At 61.2% G+C, this 22,516-nt stretch carries 18 protein-coding genes; 5 read left to right on the top strand and 13 right to left on the bottom strand.

The window, feature by feature from the left end; all coding sequences use genetic code 11:
- The first annotated feature begins 163 nt into the window (after window positions 1-163).
- The gene (locus B9A97_RS01170) at window positions 164-1,159 is read left to right on the top strand and encodes a KpsF/GutQ family sugar-phosphate isomerase (RefSeq protein ID WP_084363137.1); all 996 of its coding nucleotides are present in this window, start codon (window positions 164-166) and stop codon (window positions 1,157-1,159) included.
- Between the two features lie 9 nt (window positions 1,160-1,168).
- Here B9A97_RS01170 and B9A97_RS01165 read toward each other — a convergent pair whose 3' ends face one another.
- The 9 genes from B9A97_RS01165 to B9A97_RS01120 all read right to left on the bottom strand — a co-directional run bounded on the left by B9A97_RS01165 (window position 1,169) and on the right by B9A97_RS01120 (window position 12,298).
- Window positions 1,169-1,636, bottom strand: coding sequence for an NfeD family protein (locus tag B9A97_RS01165; RefSeq protein WP_084363136.1), 468 nt, complete (start codon window positions 1,634-1,636; stop codon window positions 1,169-1,171).
- A 3-nt stretch (window positions 1,637-1,639) separates the two neighbouring features.
- The gene (locus B9A97_RS01160) at window positions 1,640-2,662 is read right to left on the bottom strand and encodes an SPFH domain-containing protein (protein ID WP_084363135.1); all 1,023 of its coding nucleotides are present in this window, start codon (window positions 2,660-2,662) and stop codon (window positions 1,640-1,642) included.
- A gap of 220 nt (window positions 2,663-2,882) precedes the next feature.
- Complete coding sequence (locus B9A97_RS01155) at window positions 2,883-4,829, bottom strand: methyl-accepting chemotaxis protein (protein ID WP_084363475.1); 1,947 nt, start codon at window positions 4,827-4,829, stop codon at window positions 2,883-2,885.
- A gap of 97 nt (window positions 4,830-4,926) precedes the next feature.
- Entirely contained in the window at window positions 4,927-5,544 is a 618-nt protein-coding gene (locus B9A97_RS01150; protein ID WP_244564077.1) for a hypothetical protein, read from the bottom strand.
- A gap of 356 nt (window positions 5,545-5,900) precedes the next feature.
- The gene (gene hemH / locus B9A97_RS01140; RefSeq protein WP_084363133.1) at window positions 5,901-6,935 is read right to left on the bottom strand and encodes a ferrochelatase; all 1,035 of its coding nucleotides are present in this window, start codon (window positions 6,933-6,935) and stop codon (window positions 5,901-5,903) included.
- A gap of 128 nt (window positions 6,936-7,063) precedes the next feature.
- Window positions 7,064-9,040 carry a 5'-nucleotidase C-terminal domain-containing protein gene (locus B9A97_RS01135; protein WP_084363132.1) on the bottom strand — a complete coding sequence of 659 codons (1,977 nt, stop codon included), beginning with the start codon at window positions 9,038-9,040 and terminating at the stop codon, window positions 7,064-7,066.
- 186 nt (window positions 9,041-9,226) lie between these two features.
- Window positions 9,227-9,595 (bottom strand): outer membrane lipoprotein Omp10, encoded by a 369-nt coding sequence (gene omp10, locus B9A97_RS01130; RefSeq protein ID WP_084363473.1) that lies wholly within the window; start codon window positions 9,593-9,595, stop codon window positions 9,227-9,229.
- 206 nt (window positions 9,596-9,801) lie between these two features.
- Window positions 9,802-11,253: a homospermidine synthase gene (locus B9A97_RS01125; protein ID WP_084363131.1), complete on the bottom strand. Its 1,452-nt coding sequence runs from the start codon at window positions 11,251-11,253 to the stop codon at window positions 9,802-9,804.
- Between the two features lie 157 nt (window positions 11,254-11,410).
- The gene (locus B9A97_RS01120; protein ID WP_084363130.1) at window positions 11,411-12,298 is read right to left on the bottom strand and encodes a heme-dependent oxidative N-demethylase family protein; all 888 of its coding nucleotides are present in this window, start codon (window positions 12,296-12,298) and stop codon (window positions 11,411-11,413) included.
- A 57-nt stretch (window positions 12,299-12,355) separates the two neighbouring features.
- On the opposite strand from B9A97_RS01120, the gene B9A97_RS01115 reads away from it, so the two are divergent.
- Window positions 12,356-12,658 carry a CopG family ribbon-helix-helix protein gene (locus B9A97_RS01115; protein WP_143530286.1) on the top strand — a complete coding sequence of 101 codons (303 nt, stop codon included), beginning with the start codon at window positions 12,356-12,358 and terminating at the stop codon, window positions 12,656-12,658.
- A gap of 92 nt (window positions 12,659-12,750) precedes the next feature.
- Here the strand turns inward: B9A97_RS01115 and B9A97_RS01110 are convergent, their stop codons facing one another.
- The 3 genes from B9A97_RS01110 to B9A97_RS01100 all read right to left on the bottom strand — a co-directional run bounded on the left by B9A97_RS01110 (window position 12,751) and on the right by B9A97_RS01100 (window position 16,494).
- Window positions 12,751-13,383, bottom strand: coding sequence for an aminotransferase class IV family protein (locus B9A97_RS01110; protein ID WP_084363129.1), 633 nt, complete (start codon window positions 13,381-13,383; stop codon window positions 12,751-12,753).
- The gene (locus tag B9A97_RS01105) at window positions 13,368-14,540 is read right to left on the bottom strand and encodes an aminodeoxychorismate synthase component I (RefSeq protein WP_084363128.1); all 1,173 of its coding nucleotides are present in this window, start codon (window positions 14,538-14,540) and stop codon (window positions 13,368-13,370) included. The genes B9A97_RS01110 and B9A97_RS01105 overlap by 16 nt, the downstream gene beginning before the upstream one ends.
- An 88-nt stretch (window positions 14,541-14,628) precedes the next feature.
- On the bottom strand, window positions 14,629-16,494 hold the full coding sequence (locus tag B9A97_RS01100) for a sensor domain-containing diguanylate cyclase (RefSeq protein WP_179145187.1): 1,866 nt from the start codon (window positions 16,492-16,494) through the stop codon (window positions 14,629-14,631).
- Here B9A97_RS01100 and B9A97_RS29680 point away from each other — a divergent pair.
- The gene (locus B9A97_RS29680; RefSeq protein WP_179145186.1) at window positions 16,478-16,672 is read left to right on the top strand and encodes a hypothetical protein; all 195 of its coding nucleotides are present in this window, start codon (window positions 16,478-16,480) and stop codon (window positions 16,670-16,672) included. The genes B9A97_RS01100 and B9A97_RS29680 overlap by 17 nt on opposite strands.
- Before the next feature lie 49 nt (window positions 16,673-16,721).
- Here B9A97_RS29680 and B9A97_RS01095 read toward each other — a convergent pair whose 3' ends face one another.
- Window positions 16,722-18,572, bottom strand: coding sequence for a M3 family oligoendopeptidase (locus tag B9A97_RS01095; protein ID WP_084363126.1), 1,851 nt, complete (start codon window positions 18,570-18,572; stop codon window positions 16,722-16,724).
- Between the two features lie 225 nt (window positions 18,573-18,797).
- On the opposite strand from B9A97_RS01095, the gene B9A97_RS01090 reads away from it, so the two are divergent.
- Window positions 18,798-20,327 carry a sigma-54-dependent transcriptional regulator gene (locus B9A97_RS01090; protein WP_143530285.1) on the top strand — a complete coding sequence of 510 codons (1,530 nt, stop codon included), beginning with the start codon at window positions 18,798-18,800 and terminating at the stop codon, window positions 20,325-20,327.
- Window positions 20,328-20,615: 288 nt separating this feature from the next.
- On the top strand, window positions 20,616-22,505 hold the full coding sequence (locus B9A97_RS01085) for a peptidoglycan L,D-endopeptidase MepK (RefSeq protein WP_244564076.1): 1,890 nt from the start codon (window positions 20,616-20,618) through the stop codon (window positions 22,503-22,505).
- Window positions 22,506-22,516 lie beyond the last annotated feature (11 nt).

Here is a 22,516-nt window from a genome sequence, read left to right as displayed (position 1 = left end):
CCGTTCCGCTTCACGCTGAAATGCTTACCCAAACGTAAAGGGATGTGGTTAAGGTTTGGTTGACGACGGCAGGTGTGTGGCCGCACAAGAGCGCGGCATGCTGCCACAAGGCGGCCGTGGCGTCTTTCTGGACAGACCAAGGCAAAAGCGCTAAAGCCAGCGCATGATCAAGAGAGCGATGAATCTGGTTGAGACGGGCGCGATCGAATCGGCCTTGCGGACGTTGAGCACCGAGAAAAGCGGCGTCGCGGCGCTGGAAGAGGCGCTTGCGGGTCCGCTGGCTGGTCCCTTCTGTGCGGCGGTGGCGATGATCGGCGGCATTGCCGGGCGGGTGATCGTCACGGGCGTGGGCAAGAGCGGCCATATCGGCGCGAAGATCGCCGCGTCTTTCGCGTCTACCGGCACGCCTTCGTTTTTTGTCCACCCTGTTGAGGCCAATCACGGCGATCTGGGCATGGTCACGCGCGACGACGTGGTGCTGGCCATTTCCAAGAGCGGCGAAGCGGCAGAGCTCAAGGGGATCGTGGATTTCACCCGGCGCTTCTCCATTCCGCTGATCGCCTTGACCGCAGGTCCGCAATCGGCGCTCGCCCGCGCATCCGATATCGTTTTGCTGCTGCCTGACGTACAGGAGGCCTGTCCGCATGGGCTGGCGCCCACCACGTCTGCCCTGCTGCAGCTTGCCATGGGCGATGTGCTGACGGTTGCCCTACTTGAGGCGCGTGGCTTTACAGCGAACGACTTCCGCACCTTCCATCCCGGCGGAAAGCTGGGCGCGAGCCTCACCCATGTGCAGGACATCATGCATACCGGCGATCGGGTGCCGCTGGTGTCCCTGGGCACGTCGATGCCCGATGCGGTCAAAGTCTTGTCCAGCAAGCGGTTCGGCTGCGTCGGCGTGGTCGATGGTGACGGACGCCTTTGCGGCATCGTCACCGAGGGCGATATGGCCCGCAATCTGGCGCGCGATCTCTCCGTCCTCAATGTCGATGACATCATGACCCGCAATCCCAAGGTGATCGAGGGTTCGGCCCTGGCGACCACGGGTGCGGCGATGATCAACAAGCTCGGCATCGGCGCTTTGATCGTGGTAGACGATGCGCACCATCCTGTTGGCATCGTGCATTTCCACGATTTCCTGCGGATTGGCGTGGCCTGACGCTATCCGTCACGGCACCTGTCGTACCGAAAGAGGGGCTCCGGCACCCGCTTCCACGATCTCCACTTTGGTGCCGACCGGCAGATCAGCGCCCTTCACCGGCCAGAATGTGTCGTCGAGCCGGATCCGGCCCCGACCGTTGACGATCGGTTCCTGCAGGGTCGCGGTGCGGCCGACAAGGCTGGCGGTGCGCTGGTTCAACAGCGGTTCGTCTGATGCATTGTTGTTGGTGCCGGCGAGGTAGCGTCTGCCGAGAAAGGTGGCGACGATCGCGAGCGCGGCAAACACCAACACCTGCAACTGCCATGTCCAATAGGATGCCTCCCACAAGGCGAGCGACAGGATGCCGGTAGCGAGTGCTGCGATGCCGATCCAGACCAGGAACACGCCGGGCAGGGCCAATTCCGCTGCCAGCAGCACGAGCCCCAGGATCCACCACACCCAGGGACCGAGTTCCGTCACCATGCGTGCCAGCATCGGCTATTCCTCCGGGCGGGGTGGCTGGATGAAGGGATTGCCCGTCGGTGTAGAGCGGGGAGGTGCGGGCGGACGGTGGCGAGGGGGCGGGGGCGGCGTCTGCGCGCCATCGCCGAACACCTCGCGAGCAATAGCGCCGATACCGCCCAGCGAGCCGATTAGCGATGAGGCCTCCATCGGCATCAGCACGATCTTGGAATTGGGGGCCGTGCCGATCGAGGCCATCGCCTCGGTGTATTTCTGGGCAACGAAGTAGTTGATCGCATTGATATCGCCGGCGGCGATCGCCTCGGAGACCATTTTCGTGGCCTTCGCCTCTGCTTCCGCCAGGCGCTCGCGCGCCTCGGCTTCGCGATAGGCGGCTTCGCGCTGCCCCTCGGCTTCCAGAATGGCGGATTGCTTGGCGCCTTCGGCCCGCAGGATCTGCGCGTTGCGGAATCCTTCCGCTTCCAGCACCTGTGCGCGCTTCTCGCGCTCGGCCTTCATCTGCCGCCCCATGGCGTCCACGAGATCGGTCGGGGGCTGGATGTCCTTGATCTCGACGCGGGTCACCTTGATGCCCCAGGGACCGACGGCATCGTCCACCACCCGCAGCAGCCGGTCGTTGATCACTTCGCGGTTGGAGAGAAGCTCGTCGAGATCCATGGAACCCATGACAGAGCGGATATTGGTCATGGTCAGGTTCAGGATCGCGTTTTCCAGATTGGCCACCTGATAGGCGGCCTGCGCGGCATTCAGAACCTGATAGAAGGCGACGGCATCGGCGGAGACGCTGGCATTGTCCTTGGTGATGACCTCCTGGGTTGGAACGTCGAGCACCTGCTCCATGACATTCATCCGCGCCCCGATCCGTTCAAAGAAGGGGATGATGAAATTCAGTCCGGGCTCCAGTGTCCGCGTATAGCGGCCGAAACGCTCGATGGTGTAGCGATACCCCTGCGGCACGGTCTTGATACCGGCATAAAGGACCAGGACGACCAGCAATACCAGGCCTATGACCACGTAATCGGCTGCTTCCAGTAGCATCGATGTCTCCCTTTTGCTCGCGGTTCGGCTTGGGCTGAACCGGCGGAGGCACGGCCTCCTCTGCATCAAGATGTAGCATCGAACGGGTCGGGATCGACAGGAAAATCGAATTTCCGCCAACAACTTGCATGGCTGGACTGTGACCTACCCCAAACGGGGAAGCGCCACGCAAGGGGCTTGCGTGGCGCTTCATTCGTCAGTTGCAGGAGTTGGGCGCGGCTTAGAACTCTTCCCAATTGTCCTTGGCCACCGCGGCATTGCCGTGGCTGCGGGGTGCCGGGGCCGCCGCGCGCATCGGTGCTGCGGGGCGTGCCGCGGACCGGGCCGGCTGGGCCATGGTGCGTGCCGTGTTGCGCAGGCTGTTCGCCTGCATGGTCGCACTGCCGTCGATCGTGAAGTGCGAGATCAGTTCGCGGAGCTTGGCGGCCTCGCTGGCGAGCGCTGCCGAGGCGGCGTTGGATTCTTCCACCATCGCGGCGTTCTGCTGCGTCGTCTGGTCCATGGCGTTGACCGCCTGGTTCACCTCGGAAAGCCCGGTGGACTGTTCCTTCGCCGAGATGGCGATAGCGTCCATATGGGTGTTCATCTCGGTGATGAAGCCACCGATGGTGCGGAGAGCCTCGCTGGCCTTGCGCACCAGGTCCACGCCGCTGGAGACTTCGGTCGTGGAGTTGTGGATCAGCGCCTTGATTTCCTTGGCGGCATTTGCAGAGCGCTGCGCCAGTTCGCGAACTTCCTGGGCGACGACCGCAAAGCCCTTGCCGGCTTCACCAGCACGCGCCGCCTCGACACCGGCATTGAGTGCCAGAAGGTTTGTCTGGAAGGCGATCTCGTCGATGACGCCGATGATGTTGGAGATCTGGCTGGAGCTCTCCTCGATCTTGCGCATGGCCTCTTCGGCCCGGCCGACCACATCCGAAGACTGGTTGGCGGAGGTGTTGGCCTGGGCGGCAACCGCGCGGGCTTCCTCGGTGCGCTTCGTCGAGTTCATCACATTGGCGGTGATCTGCTCCACGGCAGCCGCTGTCTCTTCCAGCGCCGCAGCCTGCTGCTCGGTGCGCTTGGAGAGATGGTCGGTGCCAGAAGCGATTTCCTGCGTCCCGGTTTCCATGGTGGCGACGCTGTTGGTGATCGCCGACAAGGTCTGGTTCAACTGGCGGATGGACTGGTTGAAGTCGGCCCGCAGGGCCTCGAAATCCGAGGCGAAAGGTTCGTTAAGCTGGAAGTCCAGTTCACCGGCGGCCAGACGCTTCAGACCGGCTGCAAGACCGGACGTCGCAATCCGCAGGCGCTCGGCGGCTTCCGCTTCGGCGCGCTCCTGGTTTGCAATGCGGTCGGCTTCGGCCTGGCGACGGGCCTCTTCGGCCTCTGCCTGCAGGCGATGGTTGGCGATGGCCGCCTCGCGGAAGACCTGCATGCTCTCTGCCATCTTGCCGATCTCGTCCTTGCCGCCCTTTTCGATCGCGACATCAAGATCGCCGCTGGCAAGGCGCGCGGTGGCCTTGGCCAATCGGCCAAGCGGGCGGGAGACGAGGGTGTAGTTCAGGTAGCCCATCAGCAAGGCGGCGACGGCGATCAGGGCGGATACAAGCAAGGTGATCGATTGAACCGCGCCGAGGGCGCCACGTTCTTCCGCCAGCGTCGCATCGGACTCGCTTTGGATCTGCTTGGCAATGCCTTCGATCTTGTCTTCGAAGGCATCGACCAGCTTGGTGCCTTCGCCTGTTGTCTCGATGGCGCGGGCCGTTTCCACGGTCATCGGATCTCGCATCAGCGTCATCTGGCGGTCGATCACGTCAGTGCGCCATTGCGTGAGGATGGATGTCGCGTCTTTCAAAGGCTGCAAGTGCTGGGGCGCGTTCTGTGTGTAGATGCCCTCGACCACCTTGACCTGGTTGCTGAGTTCTCCGTTCAGCGTCTCATACGACTTCGCGAAGTCGCGATTGCCTGTCAGGAGGAAGTTCTTGAAGGCGAGCGTCGTCGACGTCATCTTGCTTTGCAGTTTGTCTGTCTCGTCCAACATCTGGACCAGTTTCAGGTCGTGCTCCACAAGTGTATTGGCGGTACCCGCTCGCCAGTAGATCAGCCCCGATGCGCCGATTGCAATAACGGCCAAGATGCCGAATGCGGCAAAACCCTTGGCGCTGACGGATGTATTCTTCAGCATTTCCGGCCCCATGTCATCTTATTGCGGCGAAGCATCGTCGGCATGATTCGAGATTTGATTTTCATGCCGATGATGCCGCCGAAGTCTTGTTTATGCGTTAAGAGCCCGCACCGGCGCGGCGTTCCAGTTCGGTCAGATTCAATTCTACAGTGACTGCACCGATCTTCTTGTTGTCGGGGCCTTCAAAAAGCGGGAAGCTGACCTGGCCGCGCCAGATCTTGGCTTCGTCGTCCCATTCGGCGGCATCGATGAACAGGCCCTTGTCCTGCGCCATGAACGTCTTCTGGAACTTGTCTTCGTCGCCCTGCCAGAAGTCGCTGGTGACCGAACTCTGGCCGACATTCAGGCCGTTCTGGTCCATGATGAAGATTTCAGCATAGAGGCCGAGCGACTTGCCCTGGACGCGAGCGAGGTAGACCGACAGGGGGTTGGACAGGGTTGCGGCGATCAGCGGCTTGTCGTCGCTCTTGCGCTCTGCGACCCACTGCTTGTCGAGCGTATCGATTTCGGCCTGGGGCAGGGTGTGCAGTTTGTCGTTCTGCGCGTTCACGGAAATGCGTACGATGTCCGAAGAGACGATCTTGTACATCTCTTCCAGGACTTGTGGCGTGACGAGTTGCTTGATGTCCGGCTCCGGGGTCTGTGCCTGGGCCTGTCCCAGGGCGAGCGGCAGAGCAAATGCGGCAGAAGCGGCGACCATTTTGAACTTGAACATGATATACTCCTTTATGTATGAAATATACCAATGAGTATTTAATTTATTATTAATATACGAAAATCGCTATCAATGTGTCGTTCTGAAACATATACAAAATCAGTGGTTTAAGTTGTTAAGTATACGTCAGTCTTGTGTGAAGACTACAACCCTGAAATTAGTTATATTAGATGTTAATTTTAGACATTCGTCAAAAATGCGCTATTTTTGGCCTCTGGCGCGTATTTAGCCAGGGTTCGGCCGCGGGCAACCTTTCGGCCGAAAAACGTGACTTCCATTTTCGGTTGTTTCGCGCCGACGGCATCATGGCCGTCGGCGTCTGGGCAAGGGACAGGCTGTCCACCCCTGGGCGTTGATCAAATCCAGCCCTGCAGCTCTCGCCTGACGATGTGCTCCAGCACCCGCATGCCGTCGGGCGTGTCATTTAGGCACGGAATGTGGGTGAATTTTTCACCGCCATTGTGGTGGAAGAGTTCGCCGGCCTCTCCCGCGATTTCTTCCAATGTCTCCAGGCAGTCCGACACAAAGCCCGGATTGATGACTGCGATGCGCTTGACGCCATCCTGCGCCAGCTTTTCGACTGTCTTGTCCGTGTAGGGCTGAAGCCATTCCTCCGGTCCGAAGCGTGACTGGAAGGTTACCCGCAGCTTTTCCTTGGTCCAGCCCAGCCGCTCCCGCAGGAGCCGGGCCGTCTTCATGCACTGGCAGTGATAGGGGTCGCCCTGCTTGAAATACGACATGGGGATGCCGTGGAACGAGGTGAGAACCACTTCCGGCTCCCAGTCCAGCGTCGCCAGGTGGCTGGTGATGGAGTTGGCCAGCGCGTCGATATACACGGCATCGTCGCTATACTGGGGCACCGTGCGCAGCGCCGGCTGCCAGCGCATTTTCAGGAGTGCCTTGAAGGCTTCGTCGTTGACGGTCGCGGTCGTTGCGGCCGCATATTGCGGATAGAGCGGGAAGACCAAAATCTTCTCGCAACCGTCCTTCTGCAGTTCCTGCATCTTCGAGGCGATCGACGGATTGCCGTAGCGCATGGCCCAATCGACCTTCACATTCGGCAGATCGGTGAGGGCCTTGCCCAGAAGCTCACCCTGGTTGCGGGTATAGGTTCTGAGATAGCTCTCGTTCAGGTCCTTGTTCCAGATTTCCTCATAGGCCTTGCCGACCTTCTGCGGCCGCTTGTTCAGGACGATGCCGTAAAGGATCGGATACCAGTAAAGCGGCGACCATTCGATGACGCGGCGATCTGACAGGAATTCGGCGAGATAGCGCCGCATCGACCAGTAGTCCGTGCCGTCGGGGGTGCCAAGGTTGACGAGAAGCACGCCGACCTTGCCGAAGCGGACGGGTGGATGATCGGATGGCAAATGCGAGGACGCCGCTGTCATGAATATTTCCTGATTTCACTTGTGCTGCGCACAATACGTGGTGCTGCAAGCTCCAGATCAATGTCATAAAAACAAAAGGCGGCCTGGAAAAGCCCAGGCCGCCACCGATGAACCGGGACAAATCGTCCTTACTTGGCCGGTAGCTCGAGTTCAGCGCCAATTCCGATCACGTTGGGGTTCTTCAACGCGTTCTTTTCGGCAATCTTCGTCCAGAGCTGGCCGTCGCCATAGGTGGCAACAGCAATCTTCCAGAGATTGTCACCCTTCTCAACGATATATTTCTTGACCGTATCAACCACCGGAGCGGTGGTGGTGAGCGAAGCCGAAGCTGCCGGCAGTTCCGGCGTCTTGACCACGGGGTCTGCGGTGGCTGCCGGTGCCGGTGCAGAAGCGGCGGGTGCGGCTGCAGCGGGCGCTGCTGCTGCAGGGGCTGCGGCCGGAGCTGCTGCGGGGGCAGCCGCAGGTGCAGCGGGCTTTGCCGGCGGAACATAGCCAGCCGGGGTGGCATCGGTAATGCGACCATCGAGATAGGGCTTGTAGGCACCGTTCTTGGCGATGTAATCGGCGACGACGTTTTCGAGGCCCGGACCGTAGTCATAGGCCTTGGTGCCGCCGGTCGAGAAGATCTTGTAGCCGTCACCACCGCCGCGCATATAGTTGTTGGTGGCGACGCCATAGACCTTCGCCGGGTCGATCGGCTTGAAGCTGTCGCCATCCTTGACCTCGACGCCGGATACGCGGCTGCCGGCCGGCTTGGAGCGGTCAAAGGTGTATTTCAAGCCGGAAACCTGCGGGAAGCGGCCGGCGCCATCATCCACCTGGCTGACGCCGTTTTCCAGTGCCGCGACGATATCGCTGCCCTTCAGCTGGAAGGTGGCGAGCGTGTTCTGGAACGGCAGGACGGTGATGACTTCACCCATGGTGACCACGCCGGCATCGATCGATGCACGTAGGCCGCCGCCATTCTGGATTGCGATGGTCACGCCCTGGTCCTTGACGCGGTCGACCATGGCGTCGGCAACGAGGTTGCCCATGGTGCATTCCTTGGCACGGCAGGTCTTGCGGTCGCCGTCGATGGCTTCGGCCGTTTCGCCGATTTCCTTCTTCTTGATTTCCTCGATCGGCGCGCCGAGTTCGGCAACCTTGGCAACGAAACCGGCATCCGGTGTCACGGAGGCGTCGAGCAGTTTGGGCGCGCCTTCAGCGGACTTCACGACGCCAGCATCGTCAAACACCACCTTCAGGTCGCCGAGATATTTCGAGTAGGCATAGGCCTGGACAATCGGAACGTCCTTGCCGTTGGGCGCCTTCACGATGGTCGGGTAGGGACCGGACGCCTTGTCGTCGGTGCTGGAAAGATAGGTATGGCTGTGGCCGCCTACGATCACATCAATCCCGTCGACTGCACCGGCGATCTCCTTGTCCTTGGGGTAGCCGACATGGGAGAGAAGCACGATCTTGTTGACGCCCGTAGCCTCGATCTCCTTCACCGCATCCTTGAGGTAGGAAATTTCGTCGGCGAAGAGGATGGTGTTGCCGGGGGAGGATGTTTCGTCGGTGTCCGTGGCGAGAACCGATACGATGGCAACCTTCTCGGTGCCGAATTCCTTGATGATATAGGGCTTGAACTTGTCGGCAACCGGCGAGCTCAGGCTGGCAAGCGTGTTGCCGGAGATCATCGGGAACTTCAGTGCGTCGATGAACTTCGCCAGTTCTTCCGGGCCGTCATCGAATTCATGGTTGCCGATGGCCATGGCGTCAAAGCCGATGCCGTTCATGAAGTCGGCAATCGGGGCGCTCTTGTATGTGGTGTAGAACAGCGAGCCCTGGAACTGGTCACCGGCATCGAGCACCAGCACGTTCTTGCCTTGCAGTTCGGCGCGCCGCGTGTCGATGGCGGTCTTCACGCGGGCAATGCCGCCGAAGCACTCGTTCTTGCCGGCCTCTTCAGCCGAGCAGGTGGAGTCGCTCTTGTTGATCGCTTCGATGCGCGAGTGCAGGTCGTTGATATGCAGGATGTTCAGCTCGAAATCGGCAAAGGCGGCGCCCGCCGACAGAGCGAGCACAGACGCGCTCAAGAAGCCAAACCGCAGGTGTCTTAACATCGCTTTTCTCCTGTTTTGCCGGACGCGCGGCGCAAGCCTGCATCGCGTTCCTATCAATCGTATGACGCAGACGCGCACCCCGGGATGTTTTCACCAAGGGGGACGAACTGCAAGTGTAAAAAACTGGTGGTTCCGTGGACGGCGGCAGCGCTCTTGCCAAGCAGGAGCGCATGACCGCATTCTCAATCAGATACGGCGGGCAAGTGTGAACTGTGCGCCGCTATCCGACGTGCAGTTCAGCTGGTTCGGCGTCACGACGGCGCAATTGACGCGGGATTGTGTGTTGCGCACCAGGGAGGTCATGTTGATCTCGACCAGCTTGTCGGAGATGTTGGTATAGGTTCCCTGTGCCAGCAACTGGTTGGTATCCGTCGTGCGGGTCGAGAAGCTGCCGGCCTGGAAGGTCGAAACAATGCCGTTGGGATCAACCCAGGCGCCGTCAACGGTGGGGATCTGGGGCTGCGACACCGGCGGCAGGGGGCGAGGGCCGGAAGAGTAGCATCCCGCAAGCAGGCTGGCGCCGAGGCTGATGGTGAGAATGGTCTTGGTTTTCATGGTCTCTCCCGCATCAAATGCTGAAAGCGGCGCCGGGCCGGCATCGACTGGATGGGCGAACCATGCCGCCATCGCTTGTCGAAAGCAAGGCTATCGCCATGAACCTTCTGGTTTTTCCCAAGATTGCGCTGAGCCGTCTGGCTTGCGTCAAGAAAAACGCCCGCCGAACGGTGCGGCGGGCGTCTGACGATCGAATTGTGGGCGAATCAGCGAACGAGAACGTTCTTGAACTGCCAGGGATCTGAGGTGTCGATGTCTTCCGGGAACAGGCCCGGGCGGCCGGTCAGCGGCGTCCAGTCGGTGTAATGGCCCTCGACCGGTCCGAGATAGGGCGACTGTACTTCCAGGCAGCGCTTGTAGTCGATTTCGTCAGCTTCGACGATGCCGGCCTTGGGGTTCTCGATGGCCCAGACCATGCCGGCCAGCACAGCAGAGGTCACCTGCAGGCCGGTGGCGTTCTGATAAGGCGCGATGCGGCGGGTTTCTTCCAGCGACAGACGCGAGCCATACCAGTAGGCGTTCTTTTCGTGGCCATAGAGCAGCACGCCGAGTTCGTCCACGCCCTCGACCAACTCATGCTCGTCCAGAACATGGTGCACCGGCTGGGAATTGCCGCCATTGCCGAACATCTCGTGCAGCGACAACACGGCATCATTTGCCGGATGGTAGGCGTAGTGGCAGGTCGGGCGGAAGGTCACTTCCCCATCCTTGTCGCGCACCGTGAAGTAGTCGGCGATCGAGATGGACTCGTTGTGGGTGACCAGGAAGCCGTATTGCGGGCCGGGCGTCGGGCACCAGGTGCGCACGCGGGTATTGGCACCCGGCTGCTCCAGGTAAATTGCTGCCTTGCAGCCCTTCTTGTGCTTCTTGGCGTTCTTCGGCATCCACTTCTCATGGGTGCCCCAGCCGAGTTCGGCCGGCTGCAGGCCTTCGGAGATGAAGCCCTCGACCGACCAGGTGTTCCAGAACACGTTGAGCGGCTTCGGCTGCTTTGTCAGCTGCGTGTCGCGCTCGGCGATGTGCACGCCCTTGACGCCCAACTTCTTCATCAGCTTGGCCCAGCCTTCGCGGTCGTGCTGATCCGGCTCTTCGAACTTCAGGCCGGTATCCTTGGCCAGATTGACCAAGGCCTGCTTGACGAACCACGAGACCATGCCCGGATTGGCGCCGCAGGTGGAGACGGCCGTTGCGCCGCCCGGGTTCTTTTCCTTTTCCTGACGAACGGTTTCGCGCAGCGCATAATTGGTGCGGTCCGAATTCTTCAGGTTCTTGTCGAAGTAGAAGCCGAGCCAGGGCTCGACGACGGTGTCGATGTAAAGCACGTCAAGCTTGCGGCACAGCTTCATCAGGTCAAGCGAGCCGGTATCGACCGAGAGGTTGACGCAGAAGCCCTGGCCCTTGCCTTCGGTCAGCAGCGGCTTCAGCAGCTTCTTGTAGTTTTCCTTGGTGACGTATTCCTTGATGTGGCGCACGCCATGTTTCTTGAGGATCTCCATGTCGGAGGGCTCCTCGCGCGGATCGATGACCACCATCCGGCTCTTGTCGAACTTGAAGTGGCGTTCGATCAGGGGCAACGTTCCACGGCCGATGGAGCCGAAGCCGATCATGACGATCGGGCCGGTGATCTCGCCATATACCGGATAGTCTGGAGTGGTCATCGAGGTCTCCTTGAGAGCGGCGGTTGCTATCCGCACGACTTGAATTGTTGCGGGGGCATCAGCGACGCCCCATCTTCGGACGGCTCTAGAGCATAAAATGTTGACATAATAAAGTATCGATCTGGAGGCGTGGCGCGGGTTTGGCGCTATTTTGCCGTCACTTCGCGCGTAAATAGGCCACCAGCGCATCGCGCTTCTCGGCAAGTCCCTTGTAAGCGACTTGGTCTGGGCTCAGGGCTTCCAACTGCTCGGCCATGGCGAGCGCAAGGGGTCGGTGCTCCTCATGGCGCGTCAGCGTCGCCATGGGATCGAGATAGATGCGGATGGTGAAGAGGATGTCGCCGGAGATAGGCAACCGCCGCAGCGTCTGACGCTCCACCCGGATGAACGAATTGGCCGCCGCTATGCCGGTAGAGGCAGGGTCCACCGGCATCTTGGACGGGCGGGGATGATAGAGCGCATAGGTCCAGTTGATTGACCAGTTCAGCCGCTTGACCGGTTGCTCCACCAGGAGATTGTCGAAGATGCGGTTGATGAGGGCAGCATTGCGCGTGCCGCCCGCAAATCCCGGAACATCAGCATGCACCTCATCCATCGGCCTGTCGAATTTCTCCGCAAGCGACCAGGAGGACGGGAAGGCGAGATGGGCCGCCGCAATCGACCAGCCCCGCTCGCGCCGGCGCATCAGAACCAGATCATCCTGGATCAGCGAGCCCGCGATCAGCAGGGGCGGGCGGCTTGGATTCTTCAGGTCGATGGTGCGGCCGGCGACCTGGATGATGTCACCCTTGCGGAGGTAGAGGTCCGGATGCTGCCGCGTCAGATGCTCAACCAGCATGCCCAGCACCTCCTGCTGAGCTTCCGCCGTATCGGATGCTGCGCGAAAGATGTCGGCGAAGTGGTCCGGTTCAAGCTGGGACTTTTCATCGAGATAGCGGGACAGATCGGCATCGGGCTCGATCCAGCGGTTTGGGTCGAGTGGCGAAAGACCGATTGTGAAGGGACGGGCGCTGCCGTCGTAAGGGGTGTAGGTGGGGTTGGTCATTGTCGGGAGAGTGCCGATTTGGTAACGTTCTGGCAACTCGCGTTTTGGGAGATTGGCGTGTCCAGCAAGACTGTTTCGGTGACGATAACAGGGACTCTCGCAGAAGACTTATGCCGCTTGTCTGAAAACCTTGGTCAGGACGTTTCCACCTTGGTTGAGGAGGCCGCGGCGAATTATGTCGAGCGGCTGAATTGGGAGTTCGATAGCGTTGAAGAAGCGTTGCTGTCGGCCGATGAAGGGCGCTTCATATCTCATGAAGCGATGACGCGCTGGTTGAAAAGCTGGGGTACCGAGAACGAGTTGCCGCCTCCTGAACCTGACGTGTTCAAGGCCCCTGCGCGAGGCGATTCAAAGCCTTAGCGTCAGGTTCCTTGGCGGAAAACCAGGCGATGTGCGCTGATCCATTTCCTTGTTGACCGCATTGGCGGGCTCATACGCCGCGCCCCATCCCATCACGCATATTCCGGAACGAGTTCGGCGCGGATCAGGCCGCGCAGGGAATTGCCGACGAACAGCGCGCGGTTGGCGAGGTCCCTCGGCTTAAGCACCTCGTTGCGGGCGCGGCGTTCGCGGATCAGGTCGGCGCGCAGGATGCCCGGCAGCAGGCCGCTCGACAGGGGCGGGGTCAGCAGCATACCGTCAGGCCCCTCGATGAAGATGTTGGTGAAGGTGCCTTCGCAGAGTTCGCCGCGCTCATTGAGCAGCAACACTTCGTCGACGCTGTCGGCCGGAAATTCCGCGCGTGCGGCCTCATAGGGCTCGCGGCGCGTCGTCTTGTGGCGGTAGAGCGTGTCCTCGGATTTCAGCCGCGTCTTTTGCGCGACCTGGACCCGCCAGACGGCATCCTTGGCCACCGGTTGAAACGGTGTCGCGGTCACTTCAACACGTCCACGGAAGTTCATAACCAGGCGCACCCGCAGCGGCTCGTCGCCTTTGGCGGCCTCTTTGAGGGCTTCCGGTGCGCCCATGGGCTGGCGAAAGCCGAGCGCATCCGCCGAGCGGGACAGGCGGCGCATATGCTGGTCCAGCCGGAGAAACCCTGTCGCCGGCTCCCAACGCATCGTTTCTATCAACGAGAAATCCATTGATCCCCCACCGCAAAGCGCGCTTTCAAAAGGCATTCGTCATATTCGGCGTCGGCAGTCGAATCAAAAACGATTCCGCCGCCTGCATTGAATACAGCCGAACCTTGCGCGAAAAGTGTGGCAGTGCGGATTGCCACCGAAAATCGCATGGGCCCAGCGGGATCGACATAGCCGATCGCGCCACAATAGATGTCTCGGGCCTCTTCTTCCAGATCGCGCAGGATCTCCATGGCCCGCATCTTCGGCGCGCCCGTAATCGAGCCGCAGGGGAAGAGCGCGGCGAAGATGTCACCGATGATGACATCCGGCAGCAGCTTGGCCCGGACATGGCTCACCATCTGGTGCACGGTCGGATAGGTCTCGATCTCGAACAGCTTCGGCGTGTGCAGTGTGCCGACTTCGGTGATGCGGGAGATATCATTGCGCAGGAGATCGACGATCATGCGGTTTTCCGCCAGCGTCTTTTCGTCGGCCAGCATGGCCGCCTTGATCGCGTCGTCTTCGTCAGCCGTCGCGCCGCGCGGGGCGGTGCCCTTCATCGGATGGGTCTCGATGAAGCCGTCCTCATCCACCCGGAAGAACAGTTCCGGCGACCGCGACACGATCGGGGGATGGCCAAGCTCGATCAGGGCGCCGTAGCGCACCGGCTGTCGTTCGATGAGCGACCAGAAACCGGCTCGGGCATCGCCTTTCCACGTGGCCTCAAAGGGCATCGTCAGGTTTGCCTGGTAGCAGTCGCCGAGCGCAAGATGCTGGTGCAGTCGGTCGAAACGCGCGCGGTATTGCTCAAGGTTCCATGCGGCTTTGGGGTCGGTCAGGAACTCTTCATTGCTGCCTGATGTCACCGGGCGTGACAGTGGATGGTCGTTGCCATCAGGCGCATCGAATGCCCCGAAACACAAAAGCGGCATGCGGCGCTTGGCCGGCAATAGCGGTTTCAGCTTGTCCTCGAACAGGTAGCCTGCCTCATAGGACATGAAACCAGCCAGCCACTTGCCCGAGCGGCGCACATCCTCCAGCCTCGTTAAAGCGGCGGGGAAATCCTCGGGATCATCGCATCGGATGATCTCGTGCGGCTGGTCGAAGACGAGACAGCTATCCTCGCGATCATCTCGGAAAAGGACGTATGGCTCAGTGGTGATGTCGGTCTGCTGCATGGCAGCCTGTTTTGCACAGCCGCAAGGCTGCGGCAATGGCGCAGAATGCCGCCGGCTCACCCGCAATGTCTGGACTATGGATTACCCTCTAGGCGCTCGCGGCGGCGAGCGGCCTGGCCAGATCTGCCGTTGCCGATACCACCTGATTGCGGCCCATGTTCTTCGCCCGATACAAGGCTTCGTCCGCTGCTGAAATCAGGGCCTCTGCTGACATGGGATGTTTCGGGTCCAGCGCGGCCAGGCCGAGGCTGGCGGTGACCACACCGTGTGGCTGGTTGTTCACATGGGCGATCTGAAGCGACCTGATCCGCAGCCGCAGGTTTTCCGCGACCTGCAGGCCCATCGGCTCGTCATATCCGGGCAGCAGGACGGCCAGCTCTTCGCCGCCGTAGCGCGCCGCAACGGCGTCGGTACCTTGAAGCGTTTCGCGAATGGCGCGCGCCACGTCGCGCAGGCAGCCGTCCCCGGCCAGATGGCCATAGGTGTCGTTGAACAGCTTGAACCGATCGAGGTCGAACAACAGCAGCGACATCGGCGCATTTCGCATCACCATCTGGCCAAGCTGCTGGTTGAAGTGGCGCTTGTTGAACAGGCCGGTCAGTTCATCCGTGATTGCCAGGGCATCCAACTCCTGCTTCGCCAGTTGCTGACGGGTGGCATCGCGGGTCACGACGACGATGCTGCAGGGGCTGTCGTTCGTCTCTCCGTTGACGCGTGAGAGCACGCTTTCCAGCCACATTTTCGAGCCGTCCGACCGCGTCCGCGTCATCAGGATGGATTCGCTAGACGATCCGGCTTTCAGCCGGTCCAACGCCGCCTGCCAATCGTCCCTTGCCTGTTGATCGGCAACATCAAGCACATTCGTGCCGACAAGGGCTTCTGGTGCCTGCTCGAAGATCCGGGTTGCGGCCGTCGAGACATAGTCCCGTCTGCCATCAATCGTGATCTTCTCGATGACATCCCGGGAGGCGTCCGCGATCAACCGGAATTCGGCTTCGCGGGCGGCAATCTTCTGGTCGCCGATCTCCCGCAGGCGGATCTGCCGAAGCCAGCGGAAGGTGATGGCAAGGCCGAGGATGTAGGCGGCGATCATGGTCATCCATGGGTATTTCGACCGCACGAGCAAGCTGTGAAACAGGGCCGAGCGCGAGCGCGTCGCAATCGCCGTCACACCCGTCTGCTCGCTCGACACGTAGCCGCTCATCCGCGGCCCGCGGCCGCCGGGGGCGTCATATTGATGGTTGCCCTCTGTTCCGCTCTTGGCCTGGCTGGCAAAGAAATCGATATCGGCGAGACCGGCCTTCATGCCCTGCGGGCGGAGCGGATAGCGCATGAGCACCTGGCCATCCCCACGCATCAGGAAATAGGCGCTGTCTCCGCCTGGATTGAAGCTTTCGATGAAGCGGAAGAAGCGGTCAAGATCGACTGTGGCAATCATCACGCCGGCGAAACTGCCATCGGCCGCTGAGATCCGGCGGGAGATCGGCAGGAACCATTCATCGTCGCTGCCATCCCTGATGGCAGTGCCGATATAGGTTTCCTCAGAAGCATTCTGGCGGTGGAAGCGCAGGTTTTCCCAGGAGGAGCGATCGGACCCCACGGTGCTTGAGGCTTGGGTTGATCCCAGCAAGCGGCCGTCCGGTCCCACATAATCGATGCTTCTGACGACCTGGGATGTTTGCTTCCATCTGACCATCTCATCCAGCACATGGCGCCTCGCAGAGGTGTAGCCGGTCGCTGCCTGGGCCTTGAGGGTCAGGTCCGCCAGAGGCTGTTCGGCGAGGGCAAGCACGTCATCGGTGTGCAGTCCGATCACACGGGCCGTTTCCACGAGCCGGTTGTTGGAGCTCGTCAGCAGCCGGTTCCAGGTGTTGACCTCGTTCCACAATCCGATTGCGGCAAACAGGGCGGCCGCCACAAGAACAGAGATGAACCTGATGCTGGAGCTCTTCATGGGCGTCCGGAAACTTTGTTTTGGAAAATGGGAGATGACGAATTTGCCGCAATTTTTAATCAAAGATGTGAAGAAAAACATAATCCTGCACAGGGTACGGATCGCGACCATCCGCACGGCTGCGCTCGGAGCGAGGTTCAACGCCCAGCACAGCAAACCAACCAAAAACAGCCTGTGAAGAGTGGCTTCACAGGCTGTACCAGGGTGTCGGTCCAGTTATCCCGATGTCAGGCCTCCAGGGCCTCCAACTCGTCGATCAGGCCCTCGATCATCGACAGGCCCTTGTCCCAGAAGGCGGGATCGGTGGCGTCCAGGCCGAAAGGCGCGAGCAGTTCGGAATGGTGCTTGGTGCCGCCGGCCTTCAGAAGCTCGAAATACTTCTGTTGGAAGCCGTCTTCGGCATTCTGGTAGACTGCGTAGAGCGAGTTCACGAGGCAATCGCCGAAGGCATAGGCATAGACGTAGAACGGCGAATGGATGAAGTGTGGGATATAGGTCCACCAGTTCGAATAGCCCTCGGATATGCGAATGGCGGGCCCTAGGCTCTCCGACTGCACGGACAGCCACAATTCGCCGATGGCTTCGGCCGTCAGTTCGCCCTCCTTGCGCGCGGTATGCAGCTTGCGCTCGAAATCGTAGAAGGCAATCTGGCGCACGACCGTGTTGATCATGTCCTCGACCTTCTGGGCGAGCATGGCCTTGCGCTCGCGCTTGTCCCTGGCTCCGTCGAGCAAAGCGCGGAAGGTCAGCATTTCGCCAAACACGGAAGCCGTTTCGGCAAGCGTCAGCGGCGTCTGGCACATCAGCGGTCCTTGGGTTGCCGCCAGAACCTGATGCACGCCGTGGCCCAGTTCATGGGCGAGCGTCATGACATCGCGCGGCTTGCCGAGATAGTTGACGAGCACATAGGGATGCGCCGACGGCACGGTCGGATGGGCGAAGGCACCCGGCGCCTTGCCGGGCCGCGCCGGCGCATCGATCCATCCCTCGTTGAAGAAGCGTCCTGCAATATCGGCCATCTCAGGCGCGAAGCCGCGATAGGCCGCCAGCACCGTGTCTTGCGCCTCGTTCCATGGAATCAGGCGGTTGGATGTTTCGGGCAGCGGCGCGTTGCGGTCCCAGTAATTCATCTGCTCCATGCCGAGCCACTTCGCCTTCATCTTGTAATAGCGATGGGAGAGACGGGGATAGGCATTCTTGACGGCGCTCGCCAGCGCATCCACGACCGGCCGCTCGACGCGGTTTGAGAGGTTGCGGCTGTCGGCGATATCCTCGAAGCCGCGCCAGCGATCGGAAATGTCCTTGTCCTTGGCGAGCGTATTGGTCACCAGCGTGAAGATGCGCAGGTTTTCCGAGAAGGTCTTGGTCAGGGCCGCTGCGGCGGCCTTGCGAATGTCAGGATCCGCATCCTGCAGCATGTTCAGCGTGGGTTCGAGCGGCTGCTCTGCGCCATTGACTGAAAAGCGGAGGCTGGCCAGCGTTTCGTCAAACAGCCGGTTGAAGGCCGCCGCCCCCGTCATCGACTTTTCCAGAAACAGTTGTTCCAGCTTGTCCTCGAGCTGGTGCGGCTTGTCCTTGCGCAGGTCGACCAGCCAGGGCTGGTAGTGCGCGGTTGCCGGATCGCGCGCCACGGCGGCGTCGACAACGGCATCGTCAAGCCGGTTCAGTTCCAGCGGAAAGAACAACAGGTGGGCCGAGAGATCGGTGAGTTTTGCCTGCACGTCGCCGAAGAACTTGCCGTTCTTCGCATCCGTCATATCGGAATAATAGGTGAGCCCCGCATAAGACGAGATGCGGCCCAGCAGATCGTCAAGCGCCTCGTATTCGGCCAGCGCGCCGCCAAGCCCCTTGTCGCCATTTTCGGTCGCGGCCTGCGCCAGCTTGCCCTTCCATTTCGCCTCGAAGGCAAGGCTGTCGGCGTCGGCACGTTTCATATCTGCCTGGAACTCGGCGGAAGCCTGGGCAGGGTAGAGATCTTCCAGCCGCCAGCGCGGAAGCTCGCCCAATTCCGGTTTCGCTGATGCCGCCTGTGCGGGTTCAGCCGCGTGGTTCCGTTCTGGCACGATGGCGTGGCGCATGGTCTCTTCCTTCCGTAGGTCCCGCATTTGCTGGGTCAGATGTAGTCAGTGATATCAGTCCCGGCAAGCGCGGGCGGTCTTGCTGCGCGATCAGAATGTTCAATCTTCATACTCTGTTAAAATGCGAGCAAATCTTAAAACCCTGCATTCAAGCCTTTCTGACAGTGTCCCGGATTGAAGTTCATGAGGAGCTTCGTGCGTCATAATGATACCCGGGAGCCTAAATTGACCGCGCATATTCTCGTCGTCGATGGTGATCCAGTGCAGCGCCGTCTGTTGAAGGATGCGATCGCCAGTCACGGACACATCGTTCACCTCGCTGAAAGCGGCAATATCGCTCTCTCCCGCATCGCGGCCCATCGGGACGATATCAGGGCAATCCTGCTGGATCTGTCCATGGCCGACATGACGGGTCCGGGCTTCCTCGCCGCGCTGTCGGACATGAAGCTCGCCATTCCCGTCATCGTCCAGACCGGCGAAGGCAATATCGAGCATGCGGTGGAGGCCCTGCGGGCGGGCGCCTTCGATTTCGTGGTCAAGCCTGTCTCGGTCGAGCGGATCGCAACGGCACTTGGTGCCGTGTTGCGGCTCGATCAGACGCTATCCAACCCCAGGCCGATGCGGCGCGCCAGATCCCGCACGATCACCTTCGACGATATTGTCTGCACCAGCCCCGCCATGGTGCGGGTGGTCGAGCTCGCCCGCCGTGCGGCCCATTCCACCATTCCGGTCATCCTCGAGGGGGAAACCGGTGTCGGCAAGGAAATGATCGCCCGCGCCATCCATGCCGGCAGCGACCGCTCCGGCCGGCCATTCGTATCGGTCAATTGCGCGGCACTGCCTGTCGATGAGCTTGAAGCCATTATTTTTGGCGACCAGGCGGTGCCCGGCAAGTACCAGGAAGCTGATGGCGGAACGCTGTTTCTGCGAGAGGTTGGCGCCTTGCCGCTCGATGTGCAGGAGCGTCTTCTTGACGCAGTGCAAGACGGCGAAATCGCCACGGTTGGTTCGATCCGGCGGCAGAAGGTCAATGTCCGGTTGATCTCCGCCACCAACAAGGATCTGATCGAGGAGGTCAAGGCAGGCCGCTTCCGCGAGGATTTGTATTATCGGCTGAACGTGTTCCCGATCATCATCCCGGCGCTGCGTCGCCGCAAGGAAGACATTCCCTATCTGGCGCGGGCCTTTGCCGAGCGATTCTCGGCCGAGCAGCGTCTTGCGAGGCCGCTCGTATTCGGCAGCGGCGCGCTTGCCTTGCTGACGTCCTATGACTGGCCGGGCAATACCCGGCAACTCGAAACGGCAATCTTCCGCGCCGTCGTTCTGTCGGAAGGTCATGAACTGGCCGAGCACGATTTCCCACAGATCTCGGCACAGCTCCAGGGCGCTTCGGATCGCCGCAACCCCTATGCCGACATGGCCGGCGCCAACGAGGCGATTGCGGGGCTGTACGAAAGCTCAGCGCTGCTGGCCGCGGGTCTGCCCGATGCGGAGGGAGACCGTATGGCAGACCAGGCTTACCGAGGCGGTGGCGCGAACACGCTTCCGGACAACTTCATCATCAGCACCGACAAGTCTGGCAATGTCCGGACGATCGCCGATATCGAGGAAGAACTGATCCGGTTTGCGCTGAAATTCTATCGCGGCCAGATGAGCCAGGTGGCCCGAAAATTGGGCATTGGACGCTCCACCCTCTACCGTAAACTCAAGGATTACGGCATCGATCCTGAAAACCCCGAGCAGCGCGCAGCGTGACAGCGTGGGGCAAGCGAGAGATGTTAACCCTGGGGTAAAGATGTCCGCTTACCCTTTGTAAATCTCTTGTTAGTTATCCATTCACTATGTAAGAGTTCGTGCGACATCTGTGGCACAATTGCCATGGTGTTACCGCATTTGAAATGCATCTGGGGTGACGCGTGGGACGTTATCTTTCGGACGGGGATTGATTTGCATAAACCGCATGTGATGACAGCGCCTTTTGGTGGCAAAAGGCGAGGCCCATGGTCAGCGTCTGTGCTTCGTACCGCAAGAGTGGCGTGTGCGATGCTTCTCCTAGTTCTTGCCAGCATGCCGTTTCTTTTTGGTTCGGCCTCCCGCGCTTCCGCCGAGACCCGCACGCTCAAGATCCATTTCGTCCATACCGGCGAAAAAGCCTCCATCACCTTCAAGCGTAATGGCAAATATGACCCGCAGGGGCTGCGGCAGCTCAACATGATTCTGCGCGACTGGCGTCGCAACGAGCCCACCAAGATGGATCCGCGCCTGTTCGACCTGGTCTGGGAGGTCTATCGCCGCGCCGGCGCATCCGGTTATATCACGGCGGTCTCCGGCTATCGCTCGCCTGCGACCAATGCCATGCTGCGGTCGCGCTCCAAGGGCGTCGCCAAGGAAAGCCAGCATATGCAGGGCACGGCGATGGACTTCTACATCCCCGGTGTTCCGCTCGCGCGCATCCGCGAGATCGCGATAAAGCTGCAGGCCGGCGGTGTCGGCTATTATCCCCGTTCCGGTTCGCCCTTCGTGCATCTCGACGTCGCCAGCGTTCGCGCCTGGCCTCGCATGACACGCCAGGAACTGGTTCGCCTGTTTCCCGATGGCAAGACCGTGCATCTGCCCTCCGACGGCAAGCCCTTGCCGGGATATCAGCAGGCAATGGCGGAATATAAGCGCCGCCTGGCCTCTGGTGGTCCGATCATGATGGCTGACGGCAAGTCGGCGCCCAGTCGTCCCAAAAACCTGCTGGCCATGCTGTTTGGCGGTGGTGACGAGGACGAAGAAGAAGATATCGGCGTGCCGGCCGAACGGCCGCAAGTCGCGCCGTCGGCTCCGGTGGCAGAACCGCCGCCAAGGCAGCAGCCCGCGCCGCAGCAACAGCAGATCTTGACCGCTGCAGCTCCGATCCAGCGCCAGCCCGTATTTGGCGCGACAACGCCGCCGGCGGAAATGGTGGCGGTTGCCGAGAACGCGCCGGTCCCGCTCGCCCGTCCGTCTGTCCGTGCGACCCCGGATACGAGCCTTGCGGTCGCGCTCTATTCGCCGGCGCGTAGCGCTGCCGAGGATGCCTTGACGCAGGTGGCGTCGGGTGCTCCGAACGCCGCACCGGAAGGATTTACCGATCTCCAGGCCGTCAATGCCCCGGTCCCGACCTTGCTTGGCGCGCGCAACATGCGCGGCGATGCGGAGAAGGAAATACTGACGGCTTCCGTTGGTCCCGTATCGGCCCTGACGGGCGATGGCAGCGAACTGCATGTGCCCGTGCCTGTGGCGCGTCCGGCCGTGGCGGAGGCCCTGCTGGCGGCTGCGGATGCGGACATGGAAGCCGAAACTGACGAGGTAGAACAGGCCATTTTGTCGCCTGAGGCTGCCGAAGCGCTTGAGCAGAGCGGCGCTGCCGATGCTGCTGCGACCCAGGTTGCTGCCGTGCCGGTCCCGGCCGCTGCACCCCAGCCGGCCGCACCGATGGCAAGCAACGTCGCGCCTGCTCCGGCGACCACCACGGTTGCCGCCGTGCCGACCCCGCCGCAAAAGCCTGTCGTGACGGCGAACACGCCGCCTCATTCGCAGGTTGCCATGCTCTCGGCTCCGAAGCCTGTCATGCGGCCCGTCGATTTTGGCGATGCGTTTGACGCGCCGAAGGAAGCCGACAAGGGCATCGAAACCGGTATGCCGGAAAAGGGCAAGCGTCCCAGCAAGACGGATGCCGAGACCGCGCATCGCGCCGTCATCGGTGCTCCCGTGCTGACCACCAACATGCTCTCGACCTGGGCGCTGAACCGCGAGCGTTCGGACGCCGCGCCGAAGGCTGCCAAGGCTCCGCGTCTGGGTGCGCGGTCCTTTGCGACCGATGCCGGCGGTGTCTACGCAGTCGGCTTCAAGAGCAATCCGCCCCCGCAGGTCGATCCCGGTCGCTTCGGCCAGCCGGCCAAGCCCTGAGGCGGATGAAA

This window comes from Rhizobium sp. RU36D (genome assembly GCF_900176345.1).
GTDB lineage: Bacteria > Pseudomonadota > Alphaproteobacteria > Rhizobiales > Rhizobiaceae > Allorhizobium.
Note: the sequence above shows the minus strand (reverse complement) of the source record. Positions and strands in the feature narration are given on the sequence as shown.

Excerpts from the sequence above, each read along its gene's own strand:
- B9A97_RS01170 (WP_084363137.1), top strand. The coding sequence starts at position 164 with ATGATCAAGAGAGCGATGAATCTGGTTGAGACGGGCGCGATCGAATCG.
- B9A97_RS01165 (WP_084363136.1), bottom strand. The coding sequence starts at position 1,636 with ATGCTGGCACGCATGGTGACGGAACTCGGTCCCTGGGTGTGGTGGATC.
- B9A97_RS01160 (WP_084363135.1), bottom strand. The coding sequence starts at position 2,662 with ATGCTACTGGAAGCAGCCGATTACGTGGTCATAGGCCTGGTATTGCTG.
- B9A97_RS01155 (WP_084363475.1), bottom strand. The coding sequence starts at position 4,829 with ATGCTGAAGAATACATCCGTCAGCGCCAAGGGTTTTGCCGCATTCGGC.
- B9A97_RS01150 (WP_244564077.1), bottom strand. The coding sequence starts at position 5,544 with ATGTTCAAGTTCAAAATGGTCGCCGCTTCTGCCGCATTTGCTCTGCCG.
- hemH (WP_084363133.1), bottom strand. The coding sequence starts at position 6,935 with ATGACAGCGGCGTCCTCGCATTTGCCATCCGATCATCCACCCGTCCGC.
- B9A97_RS01135 (WP_084363132.1), bottom strand. The coding sequence starts at position 9,040 with ATGTTAAGACACCTGCGGTTTGGCTTCTTGAGCGCGTCTGTGCTCGCT.
- omp10 (WP_084363473.1), bottom strand. The coding sequence starts at position 9,595 with ATGAAAACCAAGACCATTCTCACCATCAGCCTCGGCGCCAGCCTGCTT.
- B9A97_RS01125 (WP_084363131.1), bottom strand. The coding sequence starts at position 11,253 with ATGACCACTCCAGACTATCCGGTATATGGCGAGATCACCGGCCCGATC.
- B9A97_RS01120 (WP_084363130.1), bottom strand. The coding sequence starts at position 12,298 with ATGACCAACCCCACCTACACCCCTTACGACGGCAGCGCCCGTCCCTTC.
- B9A97_RS01110 (WP_084363129.1), bottom strand. The coding sequence starts at position 13,383 with ATGGATTTCTCGTTGATAGAAACGATGCGTTGGGAGCCGGCGACAGGG.
- B9A97_RS01105 (WP_084363128.1), bottom strand. The coding sequence starts at position 14,540 with ATGCAGCAGACCGACATCACCACTGAGCCATACGTCCTTTTCCGAGAT.
- B9A97_RS29680 (WP_179145186.1), top strand. The coding sequence starts at position 16,478 with ATGCTGGAGCTCTTCATGGGCGTCCGGAAACTTTGTTTTGGAAAATGG.
- B9A97_RS01100 (WP_179145187.1), bottom strand. The coding sequence starts at position 16,494 with ATGAAGAGCTCCAGCATCAGGTTCATCTCTGTTCTTGTGGCGGCCGCC.
- B9A97_RS01095 (WP_084363126.1), bottom strand. The coding sequence starts at position 18,572 with ATGCGCCACGCCATCGTGCCAGAACGGAACCACGCGGCTGAACCCGCA.
- B9A97_RS01085 (WP_244564076.1), top strand. The coding sequence starts at position 20,616 with ATGCTTCTCCTAGTTCTTGCCAGCATGCCGTTTCTTTTTGGTTCGGCC.